General features: G+C 41.3%; 5 protein-coding genes. 2 read left to right on the top strand and 3 right to left on the bottom strand.

The genetic code is table 11. The features are described 5' to 3' along the window. Positions 1-231: 231 nt before the first annotated feature. The 3 genes from rsmD to era form a co-directional block, all read right to left on the bottom strand. Complete coding sequence (gene rsmD / locus MICAI_RS11970) at positions 232-777, bottom strand: 16S rRNA (guanine(966)-N(2))-methyltransferase RsmD (protein WP_008202123.1); 546 nt, start codon at positions 775-777, stop codon at positions 232-234. Between the two features lie 3 nt (positions 778-780). Beyond that, a complete protein-coding gene (locus tag MICAI_RS11965; RefSeq protein ID WP_008202121.1) occupies positions 781-1458 on the bottom strand; it encodes a uracil-DNA glycosylase family protein in 678 nt (225 codons plus the stop codon). 167 nt (positions 1459-1625) lie between these two features. After that, positions 1626-2582: a GTPase Era gene (gene era / locus MICAI_RS11960; RefSeq protein WP_008202119.1), complete on the bottom strand. Its 957-nt coding sequence runs from the start codon at positions 2580-2582 to the stop codon at positions 1626-1628. A gap of 35 nt (positions 2583-2617) precedes the next feature. Here era and MICAI_RS11955 point away from each other — a divergent pair, with 35 nt between their 5' ends. Both MICAI_RS11955 and MICAI_RS11950 read left to right on the top strand, forming a co-directional pair. Further along, the gene (locus MICAI_RS11955; protein WP_004163583.1) at positions 2618-3385 is read left to right on the top strand and encodes a DUF6816 family protein; all 768 of its coding nucleotides are present in this window, start codon (positions 2618-2620) and stop codon (positions 3383-3385) included. Positions 3386-3609: 224 nt separating this feature from the next. Next, on the top strand, positions 3610-4605 hold the full coding sequence (locus MICAI_RS11950; RefSeq protein WP_008202114.1) for a serine/threonine protein kinase: 996 nt from the start codon (positions 3610-3612) through the stop codon (positions 4603-4605). Positions 4606-4774 lie beyond the last annotated feature (169 nt).

Below are 4774 nucleotides of genomic sequence, written 5' to 3'. Positions count from 1 at the left end.
CCACCCACCTACTTAAATAGCCTAAAAAGGGGGGCGATTAACTGCGGTTGTCAGAAAGTTTCTCGCTTTACTCAGGATAATTGTCAAGAAAAGTGACAAATTATGTGATTTTGTTGAGAAATAATAATTTTTTCTGGACTGCCAAATAAAGTTGACCATTTTCGGCGGTCGGCAGGAGATTATTTTTATTTATTCTCCCTTCTCCCCACTTCATAATTCATAATTCATAATTCATAATTCATCTGTTTTTTGATAAAAAGTTAAGGTAGTATTGCCGTAGTGTTTTTGACGACAAATGGTTAAACCTTCTAGATTAATTGCTGGCCAAGATTTGGGATTGTGTTCCACGGCAATTTCCCCCAGAGAATCTAATAAATTAGATTGAGAGATGGCAGTTAGTACCGGTAAATATAAACCGCTTTCGTAGGGAGGGTCAAAATAAATTAAATCAAAACTTTTCCCCGCTAAAGTGGCTAACTTTGTCCGTACATCTCCCCGAATTACTTGAAATTGCTGGGGAGAAGTTGCTAAATTGCGCCAATTTTCCTTGATAATTTCGCCAGCGCGTCCTGATTGTTCAATTCCGATTACTAGACTCGCACCTCGACATAAAGCTTCCGCACCCATGGAACCATTACCCGCACAAAGATCCAACCAACGACAGCCGGATAATTTATGTTGCCAGATATTAAATAAAGCTTCTCGGACCCTTGCTGTCGTCGGACGGGTTAATTGTCCTGCTAGGGTTTTTATGGGACGATTGCCGTAAATTCTCATTAGTTAAAAGGCAAATTCAGTTAATCTTTTTTGTAATAAATCAGGAAAAAGAGCATAGTATCTTTGATTGAGAGGAGAAGGATGGGGGAGAGGTAATAAAGTCACTTTCTTTTGCTGTTTTAATCCATCTTCATCGGTAGCGGTAAGGGTAACTAGCAGTTTTTTGGTAAAGCGTTCTTTATCAAGATAGAATTTATCTACTTCTTTCGGTTTACCGTAGGGTTCAAACCATTTAAAAGCTTCCGTGCCAAGGGGAATGATATGATCACCTTGCCAATAAAAAACGAGCAGTTTTTCTATAAATGGACGAAAACGATCTTTCACTTCCCCAGAATAAGCTTTATTACCCGGCGGTTTGTAGGGAACTGTATTAGTTAGGAAAATTCGATCGCACACCGATAATAACTCTTGACGATCATGAGATTTTCTCCCCTGCCAAGCTTGAAAAAATCCCTCTCTTACCATTCTACCGGCAGCCCCGATCAAAGGTTGTCCTGCATACACTTCATCTCGTCCTAAATCCCGGCCAAAAAAGCATAACTGACTAGCAAGATTCCCAGCATACAAAACTGGTTCAAAGGGGTCTTTTTTTGCCTCTTGGTAAATTAGGGTATCGATGGGAAAATCCTCTTTTTTTGCCTCTTGGTGTACCTGTTTGATTAGGTTTGTAATATCGGTCATTTCAGTTATCAGTTATCAGTTATCAGTTATCAGTTATCAGTTATCAGTTATCAGTTTTCAGTTTTCAGATGTGAGTTTTCAGTTCACTGTTTACTGGACGGCTACGCCGTGCCTTTGGCAACACTGAAAAAAAGCTTCTCCCCACACCCCACACCCTACAACCCAATTCACTCCTCGGTGCGATAGCCAAATTCTGCTAAAAGTGAGCGAGATTGTCGCCATTTCGGTTCTACCTTCACAAATAATTTTAAATATACCTCCCCAGCGATTAACTTTTGAATAGCCGATCGAGCGGAAGAGCCGATCGCTTTTAACATACTGCCATTTTTACCGATGACGATCCCTTTTTGGGAAGCTCGTTCCACATTGATGGCGGCAAAAACCTTGGTTAAAGCGGGAGTTTCCTCGACGCGTTCAATCACCACCGCCACAGAATGGGGAATTTCCTGACGGGTTTGCAGTAAAATCTGTTCGCGGATTAATTCGCCCATAATAAACCTTTCCGGCTGATCGGTGACTAAATCGGGGGGATAGTAATAGGGACCGACTTCGAGGGAATCAATTAACAGATTTTGTAATTCTTCGATTCCCGTCCCCTCCAGTGCCGAAAACTTGAGCAGAGGCCAGTTATTTTCCGTCGCTAAGGTGCGATAACTATCGTCGATAGGCTCCGGGTCTTCCGGTTGCTGATCGGCTTTATTTAGCCCTAAAATCGTGGGGGTTTGGTTTTTAGTCAGTAAATCGGCAATGTAGCGATCGCCCCTGCCCAAAAAATTGCTACTATCGACAACAAATAAAACCAAGTCTACAGAATTTATGGCGTTTTCAGCATTTTTAACTAAAACTTTGCCCAATTCGTGATGGGGCTTGTGAATGCCGGGGGTATCGACAAAAATCATCTGGGAGCGCTCGTCGGTGACAATGCCGCGCAAACGGTTGCGGGTAGTTTGAGCGATGGGGGAAGTAATGGCGATTTTTTGTCCCACTAATTGATTCATCAGGGTGGATTTGCCCACATTAGGACGACCAATAATGCCAATAAAACCGGATTTAAAACCAGTGGGTGGGATGGGAATTACTGCCGAATCGAGATTAAATGCTTGGGAGTTGATAAAATCGTTCATAATTAAAGAATATTACTTAAAAAAGGTTTTTACCCATGCAAAGGATAATTTTGTTCTTGTTAGTATTAATTCTAGGCTGTAGTAACCATTTAGAATTGTCTATAGCGGGAAATTTAAGCGATCGCTTAACTAATTATCCTCGCTGGATGACTAAACCAGTGGTTAGTTTTGCCAGTGGAGATTTAGTTTATCCCGATTGGATGGTAGGCAATTGGACTGTCACCAGTACCCTAATCGATTTAACCGCTCCTCTTTCTCCCCAGATTATCACACCCGGTTTTGAAAGTAATCGTCGTTACCTAGAAAAATCGATCGAGTTTCCAGTGAGATTCATCGAGAAAGCTATTTCCAGACCGATAAATGCTGCCTTTTTATCTACCATTATCAGTAAACCATCAATTGTGGCCGATCGATCCTTTAATGGTTTAGCAATTAGTCGCGCCTATTTAGGTAATCAATCGGTTTTATCGGTAAAAACTGACCCTAATAATCCCAATCGTCAGATTACCTTTTTACGCGGCGCTCATCAACTAATTTCCACGGTAATTGCCAGAAATAGCGAAACTCCTAGCCAAAATCAATTTATTGCCACAGAAATTAGTCAACAAATTTTCCGGGGAGAAACCAATACTTATCTTAATGAGGTGGAAACCACCACCGCCTATCAGTTATTATCTCCTAATAAAATTCTAGGCGATCAGGTGACAGCCATTTATCTTTCCCCCCAATCGCCGGATTTTTTCCAAGCGCCGAATCGTCCTGTGGCTTTGTATCGTTATCGCTTAGAATTGCTGAAAGATTAATAGAAATCCTGTAAAAATCAAAAATCTTCCCTTAGATGAGGAGACAGAAGGAGAAAAAAGACAAGAGATAATCCTAGCCATAAAACCTAAGATTAGGTCAAATTTATCTAATTGGGTCGCCAGTCGCCGGTCGTTAACACCACATTAGGTTATACTTCTAGGAAAATGACATCGCTATTAAAATAAGTTTAATTAATGTTTGTGAGCAGAGGAGCTAGGAGTTAATGGTTTGGGATCTGGGCAAGAAAATTAAAGATGGCCAGTACAGGATTCAGGAAGTATTGGGTGAAGGAAGATTTGGCATTACCTATCGAGCCAGCGATCGCAATGGTGATTCAGTGGTGATCAAAACGCCGAGGGATGTGGGTTTTAAATTGTGGGAGTCTAAGCGTTTACAGAAACTTTTTTGGCAGGAAGCGAGTAAATTAAAAGGTTGTGATCATCCTCATATCGTGCGAGTTAAAGAGTTATTTTCAGAGGGTAAAGCTAACTGCATGGTTATGGAATATATTGATGGGACGACCTTAGATCGGCGATCAACAAAAATTTTACCAGAAAAAGAAGCCTTACGCTACATTGAGCAGATTGGACAGGCTTTAATGGTGGTACATAGTCGCGGTTTTCTGCATCGAGATATTCGACCGGGTAACATTATGATTCGGACTGGTAAACCAGAAGCGGTCTTAATTGATTTTGGTTTAGCCTTAGATTTTGATGAAGAATTAACCAAAACTCGTACCCAGGAATTAGCCTCAGGTTTTGCGCCTATTGAGTGTTATTCTCGTGATGCTAAACGCGGAGCTTTTACCGACATTTATAGTTTAGGAGCCGTGTTATACGAGCTTTTAACGGGTAAAATTCCAGTGAATGCGATGACTCGAAAAATTGATCATCAGCCTTTAATTGAGCCGAAAACCTACAATTCAGAAATCAGCCCTAATATCAATCAAGCCATTCTTTGGGCATTGGAACTAGACATAGATAAACGTCCTCAGTCAGTGCAAGCATGGTTTAAGGATTTAGGTTTGTCTATTCCCAAAAAAGAACAATTTAAAATATCTCAACCCATTGTTATTAATTGGACAGCAGTGACAGCAACAACAGGTTTACTAGCTCTTTCCTTGACTTTTTTAACATCTATTGGGGTGACAGATAAAATTAAGCAAATTTTATTTCCTCAACCAACTCCGACAGGTTCTCCCCCATCTTCTCCTAAGTAGGTAGGCGTTAAAAATTATCAAATGCCCCCCTTATCAAGGGGGGATCAAGGGGGGATCAAACCCCCCTTATCAAGGGGGGGATCAAGGGGGGTATCAAGGGGGGATCAAACCCCCCGTTATCAAGGGGGGATCAAGGGGGGGATCAAGGGGGGATCAAACCCCCCGTTAT

Source organism: Microcystis sp. T1-4, assembly GCF_000297435.1.
Lineage (GTDB): Bacteria > Cyanobacteriota > Cyanobacteriia > Cyanobacteriales > Microcystaceae > Microcystis.
Note: the sequence above shows the minus strand (reverse complement) of the source record. Positions and strands in the feature narration are given on the sequence as shown.

Bases quoted from the DNA above. Each gene is read 5' to 3' on its own strand.
- MICAI_RS11950 (WP_008202114.1), top strand. From the start codon at position 3,610: ATGGTTTGGGATCTGGGCAAGAAAATTAAAGATGGCCAGTACAGGATT.
- MICAI_RS11955 (WP_004163583.1), top strand. From the start codon at position 2,618: ATGCAAAGGATAATTTTGTTCTTGTTAGTATTAATTCTAGGCTGTAGT.
- rsmD (WP_008202123.1), bottom strand. From the start codon at position 777: ATGAGAATTTACGGCAATCGTCCCATAAAAACCCTAGCAGGACAATTA.
- era (WP_008202119.1), bottom strand. From the start codon at position 2,582: ATGAACGATTTTATCAACTCCCAAGCATTTAATCTCGATTCGGCAGTA.
- MICAI_RS11965 (WP_008202121.1), bottom strand. From the start codon at position 1,458: ATGACCGATATTACAAACCTAATCAAACAGGTACACCAAGAGGCAAAA.